The sequence below is a fragment of the Paraburkholderia fungorum genome, from assembly GCF_900099835.1.
GTDB lineage: Bacteria > Pseudomonadota > Gammaproteobacteria > Burkholderiales > Burkholderiaceae > Paraburkholderia > Paraburkholderia fungorum_A.
In genome coordinates, this window is sequence record NZ_FNKP01000001.1 from 1 (window position 1) to 21,917 (window position 21,917).

Annotated in this window: 12 protein-coding genes, 6 tRNA genes and 3 rRNA genes; 1 reads left to right on the forward strand and 20 read right to left on the reverse strand. The window is 57.4% G+C overall.

Annotation, left to right across the window (positions count from 1 at the left end; all coding sequences use genetic code 11):
- The 3 genes from BLS41_RS00005 to rpoB form a co-directional block, all read right to left on the reverse strand.
- Window positions 1–478: DEAD/DEAH box helicase (locus tag BLS41_RS00005; protein WP_143026188.1), on the reverse strand; the 478-nt coding region annotated here is incomplete at its 3' end.
- 246 nt (window positions 479–724) lie between these two features.
- A complete protein-coding gene (rpoC, locus tag BLS41_RS00010; protein ID WP_074762369.1) occupies window positions 725–4,963 on the reverse strand; it encodes a DNA-directed RNA polymerase subunit beta' in 4,239 nt (1,412 codons plus the stop codon).
- 21 nt (window positions 4,964–4,984) lie between these two features.
- Complete coding sequence (rpoB, locus tag BLS41_RS00015) at window positions 4,985–9,091, reverse strand: DNA-directed RNA polymerase subunit beta (RefSeq protein ID WP_074762370.1); 4,107 nt, start codon at window positions 9,089–9,091, stop codon at window positions 4,985–4,987.
- Between the two features lie 124 nt (window positions 9,092–9,215).
- Between rpoB and BLS41_RS38205 the strand changes: the two genes are divergently transcribed.
- Window positions 9,216–9,428 (forward strand): hypothetical protein, encoded by a 213-nt coding sequence (locus BLS41_RS38205; protein ID WP_143026189.1) that lies wholly within the window; start codon window positions 9,216–9,218, stop codon window positions 9,426–9,428.
- 33 nt (window positions 9,429–9,461) lie between these two features.
- On the opposite strand, the gene rplL is transcribed toward BLS41_RS38205, so the two are convergent.
- From rplL to BLS41_RS00100, 17 genes are all read right to left on the reverse strand, one after another.
- Window positions 9,462–9,833, reverse strand: a complete 372-nt coding sequence (rplL, locus tag BLS41_RS00020) for a 50S ribosomal protein L7/L12 (RefSeq protein WP_074762371.1) — start codon at window positions 9,831–9,833, stop codon at window positions 9,462–9,464.
- Window positions 9,834–9,896: 63 nt separating this feature from the next.
- Window positions 9,897–10,400, reverse strand: coding sequence for a 50S ribosomal protein L10 (rplJ, locus tag BLS41_RS00025; protein ID WP_074762372.1), 504 nt, complete (start codon window positions 10,398–10,400; stop codon window positions 9,897–9,899).
- Window positions 10,401–10,701: 301 nt separating this feature from the next.
- A complete protein-coding gene (gene rplA, locus BLS41_RS00030; RefSeq protein ID WP_074762373.1) occupies window positions 10,702–11,400 on the reverse strand; it encodes a 50S ribosomal protein L1 in 699 nt (232 codons plus the stop codon).
- On the reverse strand, window positions 11,401–11,832 hold the full coding sequence (rplK, locus tag BLS41_RS00035; RefSeq protein WP_074762374.1) for a 50S ribosomal protein L11: 432 nt from the start codon (window positions 11,830–11,832) through the stop codon (window positions 11,401–11,403).
- A 163-nt stretch (window positions 11,833–11,995) separates the two neighbouring features.
- On the reverse strand, window positions 11,996–12,553 hold the full coding sequence (gene nusG / locus BLS41_RS00040) for a transcription termination/antitermination protein NusG (RefSeq protein WP_007180147.1): 558 nt from the start codon (window positions 12,551–12,553) through the stop codon (window positions 11,996–11,998).
- Window position 12,554: 1 nt separating this feature from the next.
- The gene (secE, locus tag BLS41_RS00045; RefSeq protein ID WP_015003929.1) at window positions 12,555–12,935 is read right to left on the reverse strand and encodes a preprotein translocase subunit SecE; all 381 of its coding nucleotides are present in this window, start codon (window positions 12,933–12,935) and stop codon (window positions 12,555–12,557) included.
- A gap of 36 nt (window positions 12,936–12,971) precedes the next feature.
- Window positions 12,972–13,047 (reverse strand) — tRNA-Trp (locus BLS41_RS00050).
- A gap of 64 nt (window positions 13,048–13,111) precedes the next feature.
- Complete coding sequence (tuf, locus tag BLS41_RS00055; RefSeq protein WP_074762375.1) at window positions 13,112–14,302, reverse strand: elongation factor Tu; 1,191 nt, start codon at window positions 14,300–14,302, stop codon at window positions 13,112–13,114.
- Window positions 14,303–14,365: 63 nt separating this feature from the next.
- Window positions 14,366–14,440, reverse strand: a tRNA-Thr gene (locus BLS41_RS00060).
- A gap of 16 nt (window positions 14,441–14,456) precedes the next feature.
- Window positions 14,457–14,530: transfer RNA gene (locus BLS41_RS00065), tRNA-Gly, on the reverse strand.
- A gap of 40 nt (window positions 14,531–14,570) precedes the next feature.
- Window positions 14,571–14,656, reverse strand: a tRNA-Tyr gene (locus BLS41_RS00070).
- Window positions 14,657–14,812: 156 nt separating this feature from the next.
- Window positions 14,813–14,926: ribosomal RNA gene (rrf, locus tag BLS41_RS00075) — 5S ribosomal RNA — on the reverse strand.
- 166 nt (window positions 14,927–15,092) lie between these two features.
- Window positions 15,093–17,972: ribosomal RNA gene (locus BLS41_RS00080) — 23S ribosomal RNA — on the reverse strand.
- 322 nt (window positions 17,973–18,294) lie between these two features.
- Window positions 18,295–18,370: transfer RNA gene (locus BLS41_RS00085), tRNA-Ala, on the reverse strand.
- Window positions 18,371–18,427: 57 nt separating this feature from the next.
- Window positions 18,428–18,504: transfer RNA gene (locus BLS41_RS00090), tRNA-Ile, on the reverse strand.
- A 64-nt stretch (window positions 18,505–18,568) separates the two neighbouring features.
- A 16S ribosomal RNA gene (locus tag BLS41_RS00095) occupies window positions 18,569–20,099 on the reverse strand.
- Together the 16S, 23S and 5S rRNA genes with 5 tRNA genes alongside form the textbook arrangement of a ribosomal RNA operon.
- A 457-nt stretch (window positions 20,100–20,556) precedes the next feature.
- Complete coding sequence (locus BLS41_RS00100; protein ID WP_074762376.1) at window positions 20,557–21,828, reverse strand: SGNH/GDSL hydrolase family protein; 1,272 nt, start codon at window positions 21,826–21,828, stop codon at window positions 20,557–20,559.
- Between the last annotated feature and the right edge of the window lie 89 nt (window positions 21,829–21,917).

The following is a 21,917-nucleotide window of genomic DNA, read 5'->3' on the forward strand; positions in this document are numbered from 1 at the left end:
ACTGAATGTACTCGGGCCGGAAATCGTGCCCCCATTGCGACACGCAATGCGCCTCATCAATCGCGAAAAGGCCGATGCGCGATCGCTCCAGCAACTCCTGGAAACGCGGCGTCATCAGACGCTCTGGCGCGACGTACAGCAGGTCAATCTCGCCCTCGCGCAACGCGCGCTCAGTGGCCATTGCCTCCGCACTCGACAACGTCGAGTTCAGATACGCCGCGCGCACGCCAACTTCAGTGAGCGCCGCCACCTGATCCTGCATCAGCGCGATCAACGGCGACACGACGATGCCCGTGCCGAAACCACCTTCACGCCGCACCAGCGAAGGAATCTGATAGCACAACGACTTGCCGCCGCCCGTCGGCATCAACACGAGACAATCACCGCCGCCGGCGACGTGATCGACAATTTCGCCCTGCTGCCCTCTGAACGCGGGGTAACCAAAAACTTCGTTGAGGATTTCGAGCGGACGGGACATGTATTTGGAAGAAGCAGCCTAAAGCCGGTAACACGAATTTTACCAACGCATTCGCGCCGCGCCGGCGCTTTGCGGCAACGTTAGCCATCAGGCCTACGAATCCACAAAAACGCACAGAAAAGACGCCCGCGGTGCGTGGGACAGGAGCAGGTGTGAAAGCACTAAGTCCTGTCGAAAAAAAAGCCGCTCAGTCGAAACTGAGCGGCTTCGCTGGCTAGAGCCCCAAGCGGCTTGCGCCGCCGGGACTTACTCGCCTGAGTGCTGCTGTTCGGCGGCCGGGGTTTCCGGCGTACCGAATTCGAACGACTCTTCCGCTGCGATCTGATCGAAACGCTCGCGGTCGGACAGTTCCTTGCTCTTGCGTGCCTTGTGGAACGCGAGACCCGTACCGGCCGGAATCAGACGGCCGACGATCACGTTTTCCTTCAGACCACGCAGATCGTCGCGCTTGCCCATAATCGCCGCTTCGGTCAACACGCGGGTCGTTTCCTGGAACGACGCTGCGGAGATGAACGAATCGGTCGACAGCGACGCCTTCGTGATACCGAGCAACACGTTTTCGTACGTTGCCGGACGCTTGTCTTCCGCGATCATACGGTCGTTCTCGTCGAGCATATCCGACCGCTCGACCTGTTCGCCCGGGATGAAACGCGTATCGCCGTTGTCCGTAATCTGCACGCGGCGCAGCATCTGACGAACAATCACTTCAATGTGCTTGTCGTTGATCTTCACGCCTTGCAGACGGTACACGTCCTGCACTTCGTCCACGATGTAACGCGACAGCGCTTCGATACCTTGCAGACGCAAGATGTCGTGCGGATCGGCCGGACCGTCGACAATCATTTCGCCCTTGTTGACGACCTGACCATCGTGCACCAGAACCTGCTTTTCCTTCGCGATCAGGAACTCGTGCTGGTTACCCTCGAGGTCCGTGATAACGAGACGCTGCTTGCCCTTCGTGTCCTTACCGAACGACGTCGTACCCGTGACTTCCGCCAGGATACCTGCGTCCTTCGGCGAACGTGCTTCGAACAGTTCCGCCACACGCGGCAGACCACCGGTAATGTCACGCGTTTTCTGCGATTCAACCGGAATACGTGCGAGCACTTCACCGACCTGCACTTGCTGACCGTCCTTCACGGTGATCAGAGCGCCGACCTGGAAGCCGATCTGCACCGAATGCTCGGTGTTCGGGATCTTGACTTCTTCGCCGTTCGCGTCGAGCAGCTTGACCTGCGGACGCACCGTCTTTGCCGCTTGCGAACCACGACGCTTCACGTCGATCACAACCAGCGTGGACAGACCCGTCACATCGTCGATCTGCTTCGCTACCGTCACGCCTTCTTCGACGTTTTCGAACTTCACCGTACCGCCCCACTCGGTGATGATCGGACGCGTCATCGGATCCCACGTTGCCAGTTGCGTGCCGGCCTTGATCTGCGCGCCGTCGAGTTGCAACAGCGTCGCGCCGTACGGCACCTTGTGACGTTCGCGCTCGCGACCGTGGTCGTCGGTGATCATCGCTTCGCCCGAACGCGAGATGACGATCTGCTCGCCCTTCGCGTTGGTGACGTAACGCATCGTTGCCGTGAAACGCACCGTACCGTTCGACTTCGCTTCAACCGACGAAGCCACTGCCGCACGCGATGCCGCACCACCGATGTGGAACGTACGCATCGTGAGCTGCGTGCCCGGTTCACCGATCGACTGCGCAGCGATAACACCGACTGCCTCACCGACGTTGACCGACGAGCCGCGGCCCAAGTCGCGGCCGTAGCAGGCTGCGCACAGACCGTAACGCGTTTCGCAAGTCAGCGGCGTACGCACGCGCACTTCGTCGATGCCGAGGCGTTCGATTTCTTCGACCGCATCTTCGTCGAGCAACGTGCCCGTTTCGTACAGCGTTTCCTGCGATTCCGGATTGACGACGTCAGCGACCGTTACGCGACCCAGAATACGGTCACGCAGCGCTTCGACGACTTCACCGCCTTCGACCAACGCCTTCATCGCGACGCCGTTGGACGTACCGCAATCGTCCTCGACCACCACGAGATCCTGCGTCACGTCGACCAGACGACGCGTCAGGTAACCCGAGTTCGCCGTCTTCAGTGCCGTATCAGCCAGACCCTTACGTGCACCGTGGGTCGAGATGAAGTACTGCAACACGTTCAGGCCTTCACGGAAGTTCGCCGTAATCGGCGTTTCAATGATCGAGCCGTCCGGCTTCGCCATCAGGCCACGCATACCGGCCAGCTGACGAATCTGAACTGCGGAACCACGAGCACCCGAGTCCGCCATCATGTAAATCGAGTTGAACGATTCCTGACGCGTCTGGTTGCCGTCGCGGTCCACAACCGGTTCCGTCGACAGCTGCTCCATCATCGCCTTGCCGACCGCTTCCGACGTTGCCGACCAGATGTCGACCACGTTGTTGTAGCGCTCTTGCGACGTGACGAGACCCGACATGTACTGACGGTCGTATTCCTTCACCTTCTTCGCGGCGTCGCCGACGATGGTTTCCTTCTGCGGCGGCACGAGCATGTCGTCGACGCAGATCGAGATACCAGCGCGCGTTGCCAGACGGAAACCCGACTGCATCAACTGGTCGGCGAAAATCACCGTTTCACGCAGACCGCACTTGCGGAATGCGGTGTTGATGAGGCGCGAAATTTCCTTCTTCTTCAGCGGCTTGTTCAGCACCGAGAACGGCAGGCCCGGCGGCAGAATTTCCGACAGGATCGCGCGGCCAACGGTCGTTGCGTACAGCGTGATCTTCGGCACGAATGCCGGAGCGCCTTCCGACTTGTCTTCGTTGTGGACCATTTCAGTGATCCGCACGTTGACGCGCGATACCAGCTCGACTTCCTTGTTCTCGTATGCACGCAGCGCTTCCGAGACGCCCGTGAACGTCAGGCCTTCGCCCTTGGCGTTCACTGCTTCGCGGGTCGCGTAGTACAGACCGAGCACGATATCTTGCGACGGCACGATCGACGGATCGCCGTTGGCCGGGAACAGGACGTTGTTCGACGCCAGCATCAGCGTGCGCGCTTCCATCTGCGCTTCCAGCGACAGCGGCACGTGAACAGCCATCTGGTCACCGTCGAAGTCGGCGTTGAACGCCGCGCAAACGAGCGGGTGCAGCTGGATTGCCTTACCTTCGATCAGCACCGGCTCGAAAGCCTGAATGCCAAGACGGTGCAGCGTCGGCGCACGGTTCAGCATGACCGGATGTTCGCGGATCACCTCTTCGAGGATGTCCCACACCACCGGCGTCTGGTTCTCGACTTCCTTCTTCGCAGCCTTGATGGTGGTAGCAACACCCATCACTTCGAGCTTGTTGAAGATGAACGGCTTGAACAGTTCGAGCGCCATCAGCTTCGGCAGACCGCACTGATGCAGCTTGAGCGTCGGGCCGACCACGATCACCGAACGGCCCGAATAGTCAACGCGCTTACCGAGCAAGTTCTGACGGAAACGACCGCCCTTACCCTTGATCATGTCAGCGAGCGACTTCAGCGGACGCTTGTTCGCGCCGGTCATCGCCTTACCGCGACGGCCGTTGTCGAGCAGCGAGTCGACGGCTTCCTGCAGCATCCGCTTTTCGTTGCGGACGATGATTTCAGGCGCCTTCAGCTCGAGCAGACGCTTCAACCGGTTGTTACGGTTGATCACGCGGCGATACAGGTCGTTCAGGTCCGACGTCGCGAAACGGCCGCCGTCCAGCGGCACCAGCGGACGCAGTTCCGGCGGCAGCACCGGCAGCACTTCGAGCACCATCCAGTCAGGCTTGATGCCCGAACGCTGGAAAGCCTCGAGCACCTTCAGGCGCTTCGCGTACTTCTTGATCTTCGCTTCCGAACCCGTGTTCTTGAGTTCGGTACGGAGCATCTCGACCTGTTCGTCGATGTTGATCGCGCGCAGCAGCTCGCGAACGCCTTCCGCGCCCATCTCGGCACGGAATTCGTCACCGTATTCTTCGACCTTGTTGTAGTAATCCTCTTCGGTCATGATCTGCCGCGCTTTCAGCGGCGTCATGCCCGGGTCGATCACGACATATGCTTCGAAGTACAGCACGCGTTCGATGTCGCGCAGCGTCATGTCGAGCACCATGCCCAGACGCGACGGCAGCGACTTCAGGAACCAGATGTGAGCGACCGGCGAGGCCAGCTCAATGTGGCCCATCCGTTCGCGACGCACCTTGGCCAGCGTCACTTCGACGCCGCACTTCTCGCAGATCACGCCACGATGCTTCAGGCGCTTGTACTTGCCGCAAAGGCATTCGTAGTCTTTGATCGGCCCGAAGATCTTCGCGCAGAACAGACCATCGCGTTCCGGCTTGAACGTCCGGTAGTTGATGGTTTCCGGCTTCTTCACTTCGCCGAACGACCACGAACGGATCTTGTCTGGCGAAGCCAGACCGATCTTGATCGCGTCAAAAACTTCGGGTTGTTGGACTTGCTTGAATAGATCGAGCAGAGCTTTCATTGCCTTCTCTCCGTAGTCCGATTAGTTGCGGTCGAGGTCGATGTCGATACCCAGCGAGCGGATTTCCTTCACCAACACGTTGAAGGATTCCGGCATGCCTGCATCGATCACGTGATCGCCCTTGACCAGGTTCTCATACACCTTGGTCCGGCCTGTCACGTCATCCGACTTCACCGTCAGCATTTCTTGCAGCACGTACGATGCGCCGTACGCTTCGAGCGCCCACACTTCCATCTCACCGAAACGCTGGCCACCGAATTGCGCCTTACCGCCCAACGGCTGCTGCGTCACGAGCGAGTACGGGCCCGTGGAACGCGCGTGCATCTTGTCGTCGACCAGGTGGTGCAGTTTCAGGTAGTGCATGTAGCCGACCGTTACCGTACGTTCGAACATCTCGCCTGTGCGGCCGTCGTACAGACGAACCTGATTCTTCGACGGCGTCATGCCGAGGTTCTTCGCGATGTCGTCCGGGAATGCCAGATCCAGCGCGCGCGACATTTCTTCTTCCGTCGCACCGTCGAACACCGGCGTTGCGAACGGAACGCCTTCGCGCAGGTTCTTCGCCAGTTCGACGATTTCCTCGTCGGTGAAGCTGTCCAGCTCTTCAGCGCGGCCCGACTCGTTGTAGATCTTGGTCAGGAATTCGCGCAGTTCAGCGATCTTCGCCTGACGTTGCAGCATTTCGCCGATACGCCAGCCCAGACCCTTCGCGGCCCAACCCAGATGCACTTCGAGAACCTGACCCACGTTCATCCGCGACGGCACGCCGAGCGGGTTCAGAACGACGTCAGCCGGACGGCCGTCGGCCATGTACGGCATGTCTTCGATCGGAACGATCTTCGACACGACACCCTTGTTACCGTGACGGCCAGCCATCTTGTCGCCAGGTTGCAGACGACGCTTGACTGCCAGATACACCTTGACCATCTTCAGCACGCCCGGCGGCAGTTCGTCGCCTTGCGTGAGCTTCTTGCGCTTTTCTTCGAACGCGAGGTCGAACTGGTGGCGCTTTTCTTCGATCGAGTTCTTGATCGCTTCGAGCTGTGCCGCTGCTTCTTCGTCCGCGAGGCGGATGTCGAACCAGTGATAGTGATCCAGATCTTCCAGGTAAGCCTGTTCGATCTTCGTGCCCTTCGCCAGCTTCTTCGGACCGCCGTTCGCGACCTTGCCGTCGAGCATACGTGCGAGACGCTGGAACGCGTCGCCTTCCACGATGCGCAGCTGGTCGTTCAGGTCGAGGCGATAACGCTTCAGTTCATCGTCGATGATCTGTTGCGCACGCTTGTCGCGTTGAATGCCTTCACGCGTGAACACTTGCACGTCGATGACCGTGCCGCTCATGCCCGACGGCACGCGCAGCGACGTGTCCTTCACGTCCGAAGCCTTCTCGCCGAAGATCGCGCGCAGCAGCTTTTCTTCCGGCGTCAGCTGGGTTTCGCCCTTCGGCGTGACCTTACCGACCAGCACGTCGCCTGCTTCGACTTCCGCGCCGATGTACACGATGCCCGACTCGTCGAGACGGCCAAGTTGCACTTCAGCCAGGTTCGAGATGTCGCGCGTGATTTCTTCCGGTCCGAGCTTCGTGTCGCGAGCGACGACATTCAGTTCTTCGATATGGATCGACGTGTAACGGTCGTCAGCAACCACCTTCTCCGAGATCAAGATCGAATCTTCGAAGTTGTAGCCGTTCCACGGCATGAACGCGATCAGCATGTTCTGGCCGAGCGCGAGCTCGCCCAGATCGGTCGATGCGCCGTCAGCCAGCACGTCGCCACGAGCAACCTTGTCGCCCATCTTCACGATCGGACGCTGGTTGATGTTCGTGTTCTGGTTCGAACGCGTGTACTTGATCAGGTTGTAGATGTCGACACCGACTTCGCCGGCAACCGCTTCGTCGTCGTTCACGCGAATCACGATACGGCCTGCGTCGACGTAATCGACCACACCGCCGCGGAATGCCTGAACCGTCGTACCCGAGTCGACTGCCACCGTGCGTTCGATACCCGTACCGACCACGGCCTTTTCAGGACGCAGACACGGCACAGCCTGACGCTGCATGTTCGAACCCATCAATGCGCGGTTCGCGTCATCGTGCTCGAGGAACGGAATCAGCGATGCTGCCACCGACACGATCTGCGACGGCGCCACGTCCATGTACTGGATGCGGTCCGGCGTGACCATCAGCGTTTCGCCCGCTTCACGCGACGACACCAGTTCGTCGGTCAGCGAGCCGTCTTCAGCAACCGCCGCGTTCGCCTGAGCGATCACGTAACGGCCTTCTTCAATCGCCGACAGGTAGTCGATCTGATCGGTCACCTTGCTGTCCACGACCTTGCGATACGGCGTTTCGAGGAAGCCGTATTCGTTCAGGTGCGCATACAGAGCGAGCGAGTTGATCAGGCCGATGTTCGGACCTTCAGGCGTTTCAATCGGGCACACGCGACCATAGTGAGTCGGGTGCACGTCGCGGACTTCAAAGCCAGCGCGCTCACGCGTCAAACCGCCCGGGCCAAGTGCCGAAACACGGCGCTTGTGGGTGATTTCCGACAGCGGGTTCGTTTGGTCCATGAACTGCGACAGCTGCGACGAACCGAAGAACTCGCGAATTGCCGACGAAATCGGCTTCGAGTTGATCAGGTCGTGCGGCATCAGGTTTTCGCTTTCGGCCTGGCCGAGGCGTTCCTTCACAGCACGTTCGACACGCACGAGACCTGCACGGAACTGGTTTTCCGCCAGTTCGCCGACGCAACGCACACGACGATTGCCCAAGTGGTCGATGTCGTCCACTTCGCCCTTGCCGTTACGCAGCTCGACCAGGATCTTGATCGTTGCGAGGATGTCGTCGTCCAGCAGCGTCATCGGGCCGACGATCTCGTCGCGACCCACGCGACGATTGAACTTCATACGACCCACCTTGGACAGGTCGTATGCGTCTTCGCTGTAGAACAGACGGTTGAACAGCGCCTCGACCGCTTCTTCGGTCGGCGGTTCGCCCGGACGCATCATGCGGTAGATCGCGATGCGAGCGGCCATCTTGTCCGCGGTTTCGTCGATACGCAGCGTCGACGAGATGTACGGACCTTGATCCAGATCGTTCGTATAGAGCGTCTGGATGTCTTTGATCTTCGATTCGCGCAGCTTGTCGAGGACGGTTTCGGTGATTTCGTCGTTCGCGTTAGCGATGACTTCACCCGTGTCGCCGTCGACAACGTTCTTCGCAAGCACGCGGCCGAGCAGATAGTCTTCCGGGACCGAGATGAACTTGGTCTTCGCGTTGTCGAGATCGCGAATGTGCTTCGCGTTGATCCGCTTGTCCTTCTGGACGATCACGTTGCCATCACGGTCGGTGATGTCAAAGCGCGCGACTTCACCACGCAGACGCTCCGGCACGAATTCCATCTGCGCGCCTTCCGGCATCAGCGTGAAATTGTCGAACACGAAGAAGTTTGCGAGGATCTGTTCCGGCGACAGGCCGATAGCCTTCAGCAGGATCGTGACCGGCATCTTGCGGCGACGGTCGACGCGGAAGTACAGCACGTCCTTCGGGTCGAACTCGAAATCGAGCCACGAACCGCGGTAAGGAATGATACGTGCCGAGAACAGAAGCTTGCCCGAGCTGTGCGTCTTGCCCTTGTCGTGTTCGAAGAACACGCCAGGCGAACGGTGCAACTGCGAAACGATCACACGTTCCGTGCCGTTGATGACGAACGAACCGGTCGGCGTCATGAGCGGAATTTCGCCCATGTAGACTTCCTGTTCCTTCACTTCCTTGACGACCGGCTTGCTCGGCGATTCCTTGTCGAGCAGCACCAGACGCACTTTCGCGCGCAGGGCCGAGCAGTACGTCAAACCGCGCTGCTGACATTCCTTGATGTTGAATGCCGGCGGCGACAGCATGTAGCTGACGAACTCGAGACGAGCGAACCCGTTGTGCGAAACGATCGGGAAAACGGATGTAAACGCCGCTTGCAGGCCTTCCGGCTTGCGTTGCGTAGACGACGTGTCTGCTTGCAGAAACGTGCTGAATGATTCAAGCTGGGTAGCCAGCAGGAAAGGTACTTGGTGAACGATGGGGCGCTTCGCAAAACTCTTGCGAATACGCTTCTTCTCGGTGAAGGAATATTGCATACGATCTCCGAATCACGGCGGGCATTGTTGTCGAGGCAGGATACCTTGATGAGACAACCCGAGTGTTCACCGACTGAGACCCGATGGCCGTCCGATGGCTTGAACGAGCCTAGAAGCTTGGTGGTTGGCCGCTACCAACCGCTGGCTGACGGCAGCGGATGCCTATGTTGCCCGCTACCCGACCAAACTTGCCTTCTGCAGTCGCTTCAGAAGACAAAGAGAAACGCCGGTCAATGTTGCCGAATGGCGATTTTCTTTGGCTTCTGGGAACGACGTTTCTGCCGAAACAAGCCTGCAAAAACGTAGCCCCCACAAAGCACAAAAAGGCCGGCGGTGAAAAACCGCCAGCCTTCGCACAGCGCGCTGAAACTTACTTGATTTCAGCCTTCGCGCCGGCTTCTTCCAGCTTCTTCTTGGCTTCTTCAGCAGCAGCCTTCGGTACCGATTCCTTAACAGGCTTCGGTGCGCCGTCGACCAGGTCCTTCGCTTCCTTCAGGCCGAGACCCGTCAGTTCACGAACAGCCTTAATGACCGAAACCTTGTTCGCGCCGACTTCCGTCAGGTTGACCGTGAATTCGGTTTGCTCTTCAGCAGCAGCAGCAGCGCCGCCTGCCGGGCCTGCCACTGCAACAGCAGCTGCCGACACGCCAAACTTCTCTTCGAACGCCTTGACCAGTTCGTTCAGTTCCAGAACCGACATCGAGCTTACTGCTTCGAGGATGTCTTCTTTTGCGATTGCCATTTGAAATACTCCTAAATTGAATTCGGATACAGCCAGCGATCAATCACGCTCGACTGAAGTGCGTTACGCAGCGGTTTCTTCGCCTTGTTTCTTTTCAGCCAGCGCGGCCAGAGCGCGCGCGAAGCCAGAAACAGGTGCTTGCATAACGTACAACAGCTTGGAGAGCAGTTCTTCGCGGCTCGGGATGCTTGCCAGCGCTTGCACGCCAGCCTTGTCCATCACCTTGCCTTCGTAGGAACCAGCCTTGATGATCAACTTGTCATTGGTTTTGCCGAAGTCGTTGACGACCTTAGCAGCAGCAATTGCATCTTCCGAGATGCCGTAGATCAGGGGGCCAGTCATCTGCTCTGCCAGCGGAGCAAACGGGGTACCTTCGACAGCGCGACGCGCCAGCGTGTTCTTCAACACGCGAAGGTAAACCTGTTGCTCACGCGCTTTCGCGCGCAGCTTGGTCAGATCGCCAACCGCGATTCCACGATACTCAGCCAGAACCACGGTCTGGGCTTTCGCGACTTGCGCGGCAACCTCAGCGACGACGGCCTGCTTGCTTTCTTTGTTGAGTGGCACGGTTAACCTCCAGATTCGATACACACAGCGTGCGCCATGCGTACCGCGTTCAATAACGGCGTCCGACCAGTCAGGAGTATTTCGACCGCCTGACACCCGCATTACTGCGGAGATCAACCGGCTTCATCACTACAAAACCTTTTCGGGTTCGCCATCTGCGTTGGCTTGAATTAAGGGCCCGCCTACCTGCTGCTTGCCCACCAACGGTCTTTGACAACCGGTTGCGCGATGCATACTGCCATCTCGCAACCGCCCAAAGCCCATAAAACCGCCCCGACTCACGCCGAGGCGATGAGATTCATTACTGTGCAGCGATCGATGCCTGGTCGACGCGAACGCCAACACCCATCGTGCTCGACACTGCAACCTTGCGCAGGTAGACACCCTTGCTCGTTGCCGGCTTCGCCTTTTGCAGCGCGTCGACGAGAGCATTCAGGTTGCTACGCAGAGCCGTCGGCTCGAACGAAGCACGGCCGATGGTGGCGTGGATGATACCGGCCTTGTCGACACGGAATTGCACCTGACCAGCCTTGGCGTTCTTGACAGCAGTCGCGACGTCCGGCGTAACCGTGCCAACCTTCGGGTTCGGCATCAGGCCGCGCGGGCCGAGGATCTGACCCAGCGTACCGACAACGCGCATCGTGTCCGGCGAAGCGATCACGATGTCGAAGTCCAGCTTGCCAGCCTTGACTTGTTCAGCCAGGTCTTCCATACCGACGACTTCTGCGCCAGCTGCGCGAGCCTGCTCAGCCTTTTCGCCTTGAGCGAACACCGCGACGCGAACCGACTTACCAGTACCTGCCGGCAGAACGACCGAACCACGAACCACTTGGTCCGATTTCTTCGCGTCGATGCCGAGTTGCACTGCGACGTCGATCGACTCGTCGAACTTCGCGCTTGCGCATTCCTTGACGAGCGACAGAGCCTCGTCGATCGCGTACAGTTTTTGACGATCAACTTTGGCTGCAAATGCTTGCAGACGCTTTGAAAGCTTAGCCATTTACACGCCCTCCACGGTGATGCCCATCGAGCGGGCGCTACCAGCGATCGTACGAACCGCTGCGTCCAGATCAGCTGCCGTCAGATCGGGCATCTTGGCCTTGGCGATGTCTTCAGCTTGAGCGCGGGTGATCGTGCCGACCTTGTCGGTATGCGGCTTGCTCGAACCCTTGTCGATCTTCGCTGCCTTCTTGATCAGAACCGTAGCCGGCGGCGTCTTCAGAACAAACGTGAAGCTCTTGTCCGCGAACGCGGTGATCACGACCGGAGTCGGCAGACCCGGCTCCAGCGCTTGAGTCTGCGCGTTAAACGCCTTGCAGAACTCCATAATGTTCAGGCCGCGTTGGCCCAGTGCCGGACCGACCGGCGGCGACGGGTTGGCTTTACCTGCAGGGATCTGCAGCTTGATAAAGCCGATGATTTTCTTTGCCATTTTGAAAACCTCTTTGGAGCGCCGGATGAAACAACCAGGCGCTCAGTGAGTGATAGCGCGCGTTCGTCGAAACTGAACTACTTACGCTCCTCAACGGCCATTACGCGGACCGTAAGCGCGAAATACGGAGCGCACCATCTGGTGCGCTCCGTGGAATTCTGGATTACAACTTTTCGACTTGGCCGAATTCCAGCTCGACCGGCGTTGCGCGGCCGAAGATTGTAACGGAAACACGCACGCGCGACTTTTCGTAGTTCACTTCTTCGACGCTGCCGTTGAAATCCGTGAAAGGACCATCCTTCACTCGAACCATCTCGCCAACTTCAAACAGGGTCTTCGGACGCGGCTTTTCCACGCCTTCCTGCATTTGCGACATGATTTTTTCGACTTCCCGCGGGGAAATCGGGCTCGGGCGATTACGCGCACCGCCGACGAAACCAGTCACCTTAGCCGTGTTTTTCACGAGATGCCACGTTTCGTCCGTCATTTCCATTTCCACCAGCACGTAGCCAGGGAAGAAACGACGTTCGGTCACAGATTTGTGACCGCCCTTGACCTCAACCACTTCTTCAGTCGGAACAAGGATTTGACCAAACTGGTCCTGCATGCCAGCACGTTCAATGCGCTCCTGAAGCGCACGTTGCACGCTCTTCTCCATGCCGGAGTAGGCGTGCACCACATACCAACGCTTGCCGCTCGGGGACGCCGGAGTATCGCTCATATCATTTCCAACCCAGAATCACCGAGAAAATCGCCCATTCGATGGATTTATCACTAACCCAAAGAAAGATTGCCATGACAAACACGAAGCCGAACACTACTAGCGTTGTTTGGGTGGCCTCTTTACGAGTTGGCCAAACAACCTTGCGAACTTCTTTGTACGAGTCTTTGGCGAAAGCGATGAAACCCTTGCCAGGCGCGGAGAGGAGACCGACTGCAACACCCGCGATAGCACCAACAGCCAAGGCAGCTCCGCGGACGTACCATTCCTGACCGTTAAGCCAGAAGAACCCCACGAACCCGGCCAAGACCAACAATACGCCCGCGACGAGCATCAGCTTGTCGCCGGATGTATTTACAGTTTCGACGGAAGGATTCGCCATAACACCTTAACGAAGCGCCATACACGACGCGAGAGTTGGCAGGGGCAGAGGGAATCGAACCCCCAACCTTCGGTTTTGGAGACCGACGCTCTGCCAGTTGAGCTATGCCCCTAAACCATTTGGGGTTGACGACACCGCCAACCCCTAAAACTATCGATCAACGAGAACTAACTGGCTTACTCGAGGATCTTTGCAACCACACCAGCGCCGACCGTACGGCCGCCTTCGCGAATTGCGAAACGCAGACCTTCTTCCATCGCGATCGGGTTGATCAGCTTCACCGTGATCGACACGTTGTCGCCCGGCATGACCATTTCCTTGTCCTTCGGCAGCTCGATCGAGCCCGTCACGTCCGTCGTACGGAAGTAGAACTGCGGACGGTAGTTGTTGAAGAACGGCGTATGACGACCGCCTTCGTCCTTGCTCAGCACGTACACTTCAGCCGTGAAGTGCGTGTGCGGGTTGATCGAACCCGGCTTCGCCAGAACCTGGCCACGCTCCACGTCTTCACGCTTCGTGCCGCGCAGCAGGATACCAACGTTGTCGCCTGCCTGACCCTGGTCGAGCAGCTTGCGGAACATTTCCACGCCCGTGCAGGTCGTCTTCACCGTCGGCTTGATACCGACGATTTCGATTTCTTCGCCGACCTTGACGATGCCGCGCTCAACGCGACCCGTCACCACCGTGCCACGACCCGAGATCGAGAACACGTCTTCCACCGGCATCAGGAACGCACCGTCAACTGCGCGCTCCGGCGTCGGGATGTACGTGTCCAGCGCGTCGGCCAGATTCATGATCGCCACTTCGCCCAGCTCGCCCGCATCGCCTTCCAGCGCCAGCTTGGCCGAACCCTTGATGATCGGCGTGTCGTCGCCCGGGAAGTCGTACTTCGACAGAAGTTCGCGAACTTCCATTTCGACGAGTTCCAGCAGCTCAGCGTCGTCCACCATGTCGCACTTGTTCAGGAACACGATGATGTACGGAACGCCAACCTGACGGGCCAGCAGGATGTGCTCGCGCGTTTGCGGCATCGGGCCGTCTGCAGCCGAACACACCAGGATCGCGCCGTCCATCTGCGCTGCGCCCGTGATCATGTTCTTCACATAGTCAGCGTGGCCCGGGCAGTCAACGTGTGCGTAGTGGCGGTTAGCCGTTTCGTACTCGACGTGTGCCGTGTTGATCGTGATACCACGTGCCTTTTCTTCCGGCGCCGCGTCGATCTGGTCGTATGCCTTTGCTTCGCCGCCAAACTTCTTGGTCAGAACCGTCGTGATCGCTGCCGTCAGCGTGGTCTTGCCGTGGTCAACGTGACCGATCGTGCCGACGTTCACGTGCGGCTTGGTCCGCTCAAACTTACCCTTGGCCATTTTCGACTCCTAAGAGGATTTTTCCGTACGTTGCGCCGGGCGCAAACAATCACCGTGTATTTCTGGTGCCCATGGGCAGGATCGAACTGCCGACCTCTCCCTTACCAAGGGAGTGCTCTACCACTGAGCCACATGGGCGCTACTTCTGTATTGCTGGAGCGGGTGAAGGGAATCGAACCCTCGTCGTAAGCTTGGAAGGCTTCTGCTCTACCATTGAGCTACACCCGCAGAACTTATGGATTCCCAACAACTACTACAGCTTGCATTCTGGTGGAGGAGGTTGGATTCGAACCAACGTAGGCGTAAGCCAACAGATTTACAGTCTGCCCCCTTTAGCCACTCGGGCACCCCTCCGCAGAGAACTAGTAATTATGATGGAACTACCACTTGTTGTCAACAACTTCTTGACTGTTCCGAATCATATGCTCTCACTTATATAGTGAGTAAATCCACGCTCAAAAACGCAGAAACCCCACCTTTGCGGGGTGGGGTTTCTGATGCTGCTGGGGAGCCTGACGATTACCTACTTTCACACGGGCAATCCGCACTATCATCGGCGTGGAGTCGTTTCACGGTCCTGTTCGGGATGGGAAGGGGTGGTACCGACTCGCTATGGTCATCAGGCATGACTTGTTGTCGTACTGCTCGTGGAGCAATACAACCAATCTGGAAGAAGTAGTTTCTGGTGATGCTCACCAGAGAAGCTTTTGGGGTTGTGCTGTTTCTGGCACAACACTGATCTCAACCGTGCGTCTCGTGTCCCTTTGCGGGAGCAAGACACACCTGTTATAGGATCAAGCCTTACGGGCAATTAGTATCAGTTAGCTTAACGCATTACTGCGCTTCCACACCTGACCTATCAACGTCCTGGTCTTGAACGACCCTTCAAGGGGCTTAAAGCCCCGGGGATATCTCATCTTAAGGCGAGTTTCCCGCTTAGATGCTTTCAGCGGTTATCTCTTCCGAACATAGCTACCCGGCGATGCCACTGGCGTGACAACCGGTACACCAGAGGTTCGTCCACTCCGGTCCTCTCGTACTAGGAGCAGCCCCCTTCAAATATCCAGCGCCCACGGCAGATAGGGACCAAACTGTCTCACGACGTTTTAAACCCAGCTCACGTACCTCTTTAAATGGCGAACAGCCATACCCTTGGGACCGGCTACAGCCCCAGGATGAGATGAGCCGACATCGAGGTGCCAAACACCGCCGTCGATATGAACTCTTGGGCGGTATCAGCCTGTTATCCCCAGAGTACCTTTTATCCGTTGAGCGATGGCCCTTCCATACAGAACCACCGGATCACTATGACCTGCTTTCGCACCTGCTCGACTTGTCGGTCTCGCAGTTAAGCACGCTTATGCCATTGCACTATCAGCACGATTTCCGACCGTACCTAGCGTACCTTCGTACTCCTCCGTTACACTTTGGGAGGAGACCGCCCCAGTCAAACTGCCTACCATGCACTGTCCCCGACCCGGATAACGGGTCAAGGTTAGAACCTCAAACAAACCAGGGTGGTATTTCAAGGTTGGCTCCACGCAGACTGGCGTCCACGCTTCATAGCCTCCCACCTATCCTACACAGATCGGTTCAAAGTCCAATGCAAAGCTACAGTAAAGGTTCATGGGGTCTTTCCGTCTAGCCGCGGGGAGATTGCATCATCACAAACACTTCAACTTCGCTGAGTCTCGGGAGGAGACAGTGTGGCCATCGTTACGCCATTCGTGCAGGTCGGAACTTACCCGACAAGGAATTTCGCTACCTTAGGACCGTTATAGTTACGGCCGCCGTTTACCGGGACTTCAATCAAGAGCTTGCACCCCATCATTTAATCTTCCGGCACCGGGCAGGCGTCACACCCTATACGTCCACTTTCGTGTTTGCAGAGTGCTGTGTTTTTATTAAACAGTCGCAGCCACCAGTTTATTGCAACCCCTTCACCCTTTGCCCGCAGGGGCATCAAGCTACAGGGGCGTACCTTATCCCGAAGTTACGGTACCAATTTGCCGAGTTCCTTCTCCCGAGTTCTCTCAAGCGCCTTAGAATACTCATCTCGCCCACCTGTGTCGGTTTGCGGTACGGTCTTGTTAAACTGAAGCTTAGAGGCTTTTCTTGGAACCACTTCCGATTGCTTCTTCACCTAAGTGAATGGCCTCACACCCTTGAATTCCGCGCCCGGATTTGCCTAAGCGCCTTCTCCAATGCAAGGACCGGGACTTCCAACACCCGGACAACCTTCCGCGATCCGTCCCCCCATCGCATTTAACAATGGTGCAGGAATATTAACCTGCTTCCCATCAGCTACGCATTTCTGCCTCGCCTTAGGGGCCGACTCACCCTACGCCGATGAACGTTGCGTAGGAAACCTTGGGCTTACGGCGAGGGGGCTTTTCACCCCCTTTATCGCTACTCATGTCAGCATTCGCACTTCCGATACCTCCAGCACACTTTTCAATGCACCTTCGCAGGCTTACGGAACGCTCTCCTACCATGCACATAAATGTGCATCCGCAGCTTCGGTATATTGCTTAGCCCCGTTACATCTTCCGCGCAGGACGACTCGATCAGTGAGCTATTACGCTTTCTTTAAAGGATGGCTGCTTCTAAGCCAACCTCCTGACTGTTTTAGCCTTCCCACTTCGTTTCCCACTTAGCAATATTTGGGGACCTTAGCTGGCGGTCTGGGTTGTTTCCCTCTTGACACCGGACGTTAGCACCCGATGTCTGTCTCCCGTGATTGCACTCTTCGGTATTCGGAGTTTGCTATGGCGTAGTAATCCGCAATGGACCCCACAACCATGACAGTGCTCTACCCCCGAAGGTGATACACGAGGCACTACCTAAATAGTTTTCGGAGAGAACCAGCTATTTCCAGGTTTGTTTAGCCTTTCACCCCTATCCACAGCTCATCCCCTAACTTTTCAACGTTAGTGGGTTCGGACCTCCAGTACGTGTTACCGCACCTTCATCCTGGCCATGGATAGATCACCTGGTTTCGGGTCTACACCCAGCGACTGAATCGCCCTGTTCGGACTCGCTTTCGCTACGCCTGCCCTAATCGGTTAAGCTTGCCACTGAATGTAAGTCGCTGACCCATTATACAAAAGGTACGCAGTCACCCCTTGCGAGGCTCCTACTGTTTGTATGCATGCGGTTTCAGGATCTATTTCACTCCCCTCCCGGGGTTCTTTTCGCCTTTCCCTCACGGTACTGGTTCACTATCGGTCGATCACGAGTATTTAGCCTTGGAGGATGGTCCCCCCATCTTCAGACAGGATTTCACGTGTCCCGCCCTACTTGTCGTACACCTAGTTCTTCCATAATGTTTTCGTCTACAGGGCTATCACCTGCTATGGCAGCACTTTCCAGAGCTTTCGACTAACACTACAGATAAAGAGTACAGGCTGGTCCCATTTCGCTCGCCACTACTCTGGGAATCTCGGTTGATTTCTTTTCCTGCGGTTACTTAGATGTTTCAGTTCACCGCGTTCGCTTCTCATGACCTATGTATTCAGTCATGGATACTCCATAAGGAGTGGGTTTCCCCATTCGGATATCGGGGGATCAAAGCTCGTTTGCCAGCTCCCCCCCGCTTTTCGCAGGCTACCGCGTCCTTCATCGCCTGTGATCGCCAAGGCATCCACCACATGCACTTGTTCGCTTGACCCTATAACGGGTGTGTCTCCCGCCGTCTTCACTGGGAAGACCGCGTTTTCTCACACTCGCTACAGGTTGAGTATTCGTGTTGCGCCGTATTCCAAAGCAATCTTTCGATCACCTTTTCATACATTGATACAATCACAACCCTGATCCACCTACTCACACACCCATCTCTAAGTATGCTTTCGTGAATCTCTTTACTACTTCTTCCTGATTGTTAAAGAACGACAGCCGATATCGCGATTGCTATAACCGCGTATCCCTACTGACTGGCTCAATCGCCAATGCATAACATTCTGTGCACTCACAGAACACTAGGCATTGAAGATTGGTGGAGGATGACGGGATCGAACCGACGACCCCCTGCTTGCAAAGCAGGTGCTCTCCCAGCTGAGCTAATCCCCCAGTCATACAGATATCACAGAGGTTTTTTATCGATTAGTGCAGCCACCGCAGAAACAGTGGTGGGTCTGGATGGATTCGAACCATCGACCCCCGCCTTATCAAGACGGTGCTCTAACCGACTGAGCTACAGACCCCTGAGTCTGTCTTGATTTACAGCCGATAAGCGTGAGCGCTCAACACTTGATGCGTTAGCTCGAGAAAGGAGGTGATCCAGCCGCACCTTCCGATACGGCTACCTTGTTACGACTTCACCCCAGTCATGAATCCCACCGTGGTAAGCGCCCTCCTTGCGGTTAGGCTACCTACTTCTGGTGAAACCCACTCCCATGGTGTGACGGGCGGTGTGTACAAGACCCGGGAACGTATTCACCGCGGCATGCTGATCCGCGATTACTAGCGATTCCAGCTTCACGCACTCGAGTTGCAGAGTGCGATCCGGACTACGATCGGTTTTCTGGGATTGGCTCCCCCTCGCGGGTTGGCGACCCTCTGTTCCGACCATTGTATGACGTGTGAAGCCCTACCCATAAGGGCCATGAGGACTTGACGTCATCCCCACCTTCCTCCGGTTTGTCACCGGCAGTCTCCCTAGAGTGCTCTTGCGTAGCAACTAGGGACAAGGGTTGCGCTCGTTGCGGGACTTAACCCAACATCTCACGACACGAGCTGACGACAGCCATGCAGCACCTGTGTTATGGCTCCCTTTCGGGCACTCCCACCTCTCAGCAGGATTCCATACATGTCAAGGGTAGGTAAGGTTTTTCGCGTTGCATCGAATTAATCCACATCATCCACCGCTTGTGCGGGTCCCCGTCAATTCCTTTGAGTTTTAATCTTGCGACCGTACTCCCCAGGCGGTCAACTTCACGCGTTAGCTACGTTACCAAGTCAATGAAGACCCGACAACTAGTTGACATCGTTTAGGGCGTGGACTACCAGGGTATCTAATCCTGTTTGCTCCCCACGCTTTCGTGCATGAGCGTCAGTATTGGCCCAGGGGGCTGCCTTCGCCATCGGTATTCCTCCACATCTCTACGCATTTCACTGCTACACGTGGAATTCTACCCCCCTCTGCCATACTCTAGCCCGCCAGTCACAAATGCAGTTCCCAGGTTAAGCCCGGGGATTTCACATCTGTCTTAGCGAACCGCCTGCGCACGCTTTACGCCCAGTAATTCCGATTAACGCTTGCACCCTACGTATTACCGCGGCTGCTGGCACGTAGTTAGCCGGTGCTTATTCTTCCGGTACCGTCATCCTCCCCGGGTATTAACCAGGAAGTTTTCTTTCCGGACAAAAGTGCTTTACAACCCGAAGGCCTTCTTCACACACGCGGCATTGCTGGATCAGGCTTGCGCCCATTGTCCAAAATTCCCCACTGCTGCCTCCCGTAGGAGTCTGGGCCGTGTCTCAGTCCCAGTGTGGCTGGTCGTCCTCTCAGACCAGCTACAGATCGTCGCCTTGGTAGGCCTTTACCCCACCAACTAGCTAATCTGCCATCGGCCGCCCCTGTAGCGAGAGGTCCTAAGATCCCCCCCTTTCCTCCGTAGAGCGTATGCGGTATTAATCCGGCTTTCGCCGGGCTATCCCCCACTACAGGACACGTTCCGATGTATTACTCACCCGTTCGCCACTCGCCACCAGGGTTGCCCCCGTGCTGCCGTTCGACTTGCATGTGTAAGGCATGCCGCCAGCGTTCAATCTGAGCCAGGATCAAACTCTTCAGTTCAAACCTGTTACTGTTTTTCGGTTCCGTTAAGAACCGGTCGCTCACTCAACGTACTGACGAATGATTCATCTGTCCGAGGACAGAAAAACCTTCCTTTCATTACTGTGTGAGACTTGATGCTTTTGCTTTGCAGCAGACCCCGAAGGATCCACTCGCATCGCGTATCAAGCGCCCACACTTATCGGCTGTTAATTTTTAAAGATCGATCCGCTCACAAAACTGCGCCCACTTCAACCACCCGGCACCGCTTCGTTCTGCGTCGCTGCGTCTGCAGCAGAGAAACGAGATTATGAAGGCTCTTTTTCGTTTCGTCAACAGTATTTTTTGCTTTCGCTTAAAAATCTGTTCACGTCACGGCCGCTGGTTTCTACTGCGGCCCTCGTTCGCAAACGAGGAGGCGAATCTTAGGTGAACCTGCGCCTCGTGACAAGGGTTTAGCCGAATCTTTTTTGACGACTCACTTTCGGGGCGAACTCGTCAACGCATCTACCGGTACCGCTTCGCCCATGGCCGTGTAGCCGGCATCGCTCGGGTGAATGTGGTCGCCACTGTCAAAAACCCGTTGCAAACGGTCGGGCTGCGCCCGGTCACGTAGCGCGGCGTCGAAATCGACCACGCCGTCAAATGCATGGCTGGTACGAATCCACTGGTTGACGGCAACGCGAATGCTTTCCCGCTCCGCCGGCAGCGACGCCGGCGTCAACGTTGCGCCGAAGACCTTGACGCCGCCATGCCGCGCGGCGGCAATGATCCGCTGATAGCCGGCGATCAGATCCGCCGCCGTCACCGAGGTATGCGGAGAGTCGCAATCGAGTCCGCTGCGGGGCGGCATCGTCGCGAAATTGATGTCGTTGATACCGATCAGCAGAATCGCCGTCTTGACGCCAGGCCGATGCAAGACGTCGCGGTCGAATCGCCGCGCAAGCGCGTCGCCATAACAGGCGGAGTCGCTCAACAGCCGGTTTCCGCTGATGCCGAGATTGACCACCGCAGTCGAGTGGTCGCCCGTTTCGGCTAGCCGGCGAGCCAACGCGTCAGGCCAGCGGCGATTCTGGTTCAGGCTGGAGCGCATGCCGTCGGTGATCGAGTCGCCGATTGCGGCGACCGCGGACGTCGACGGCGTCGCATCGACCGACAGCCCCGTCACCCACACATACTGAGTAAAGCGTCCGCGAAATGCGTCGGCCGATGCGTCCGCCGCGTGGTTACCCGGTGCGGAAATGTAATTGACCTGGCTCGACACGCGATGCCACGCGGCAATCCGTTGTTCCGGCCCCATGAACGCACTAATCGCGTAGGGCTCGCCTTCCTTGATCTCGAAAGCAACGGGATCGCTGTCCAGCTCCCCTCCGGCCGGAATGCTCACCCCGCCCTTGCCGCCAAAAGTCACGCGCGCCGAATCTTTTCCGGTAGCCGCCGCGCCGCCCGCCGACCGCGCGATGCGCAGGTCGTCGATCACGAGCGGCTTCGTGCCGTATTCGTTACTCAAGTGGATTCTTGCGGAGTTGCCCGACAGCGTCGGGTAAATAATCTGGCGAACGGTGCGTCCGGCCACTTCAGGTGCGCGGTACAACGCCGGAAGCTCAGCCCGCTGCGGAATGGGTTGCAGCGCCGTCGCCCAGGCGGCGACCCAATGCGCGGGGGCATCGGCGGCGAAAACGGTGGGAGAAACGGCAAATTGCGCTAGCAGCGCCGCGCCGCATGCGGCAGCCAAGGTGCGAATGGTCATTCGGATCGTCGGTGGAGGGTTCAGGCCAAGCGTGCATTGTGCCCGATCACACCAACGATCGCGGGCGGCTGCTCACGCACGCCGCCCCG